Genomic DNA, 758 nt, shown 5'->3' with positions numbered 1-758 from the left:
GCACGAAGGTTTTTTTCGTTTGATTCTAAATGGTTTTCGCTTCGGAAGGTTTTTGTCACTAAGAACACAAAGGAGACACAGAGGGCGCGAAGGTTCTTTTGGATTTGGGCTGTTTCGAAGACGGAGAGACAGCTGAAGCACAAGGCTATTGAGAGGTTTGACCACTGTCGTGGTCTTTTGGGTGGTGCAAGAAATAGCTTAGAGGAGCATTTTTTTGCGAGAAATTAGTTGCTTTAAGCGATAAAAGCAATACCGCACCTGCCAGTCACCCAAGATCAGTATAGACAATGTTTTTTGAAGAGGCCCCACCATTGAATGGTAGAAAAATCATCATTTCCGCTAGTGGTGGGCTGCCAGAAATGCGGGGGTGCGGCTGGCTTGTGCGTGAGGAAGCTTATTTCTGGCTTGACTTTTTTGTTACTTTTTGGGTCAAGCCAAAAAGTAAAGAAGCAAGAAGAGAAAAAGCTATCAATAGCAGCTTAAAGGGTAATTATAGCCATAACATACTCGATATGGAGAGACTTAGAGACGAAGAGACTTAGGGACTTGGAGACTTGTTTTCAGGCGAAAAGTTGGATTCGCTTCGGAAGGTTTTTGTCACTAAGGACACAAAGGAGGCACAAAGAACGCGAAGGTTCTTTTGGTACCTTTTAAGACCGGGAGACGAAGGGACTTGGAGACTAAGAGACTTGTTTATAGGCGAAATGTTGGTTTTCGCTTCGAAAGGTTTTTGTCACTAAGGACACAGAGGAGGCACT

At 43.9% G+C, this 758-nt stretch carries 1 protein-coding gene; it reads left to right on the top strand.

Annotation, left to right across the window (positions count from 1 at the left end):
• Positions 1-287 precede the first annotated feature (287 nt).
• Complete coding sequence (locus DB520_RS26280; RefSeq protein WP_157972281.1) at positions 288-542, top strand: hypothetical protein; 255 nt, start codon at positions 288-290, stop codon at positions 540-542.
• The last annotated feature ends 216 nt before the right edge of the window (positions 543-758 follow it).

Origin of the sequence: Pleomorphovibrio marinus, assembly GCF_003347495.1 — a bacterium.
Classification (GTDB): Bacteria; Bacteroidota; Bacteroidia; order Cytophagales; family Cyclobacteriaceae; genus Pleomorphovibrio; species Pleomorphovibrio marinus.
The sequence above is the reverse complement of the archived record's forward strand: the minus strand, read 5'-3'. Positions and strand labels throughout refer to the sequence as shown.

What these genes read in the sequence shown, in the direction of transcription:
- DB520_RS26280 (WP_157972281.1), top strand. Translation starts at nt 288, where the DNA reads ATGTTTTTTGAAGAGGCCCCACCATTGAATGGTAGAAAAATCATCATT.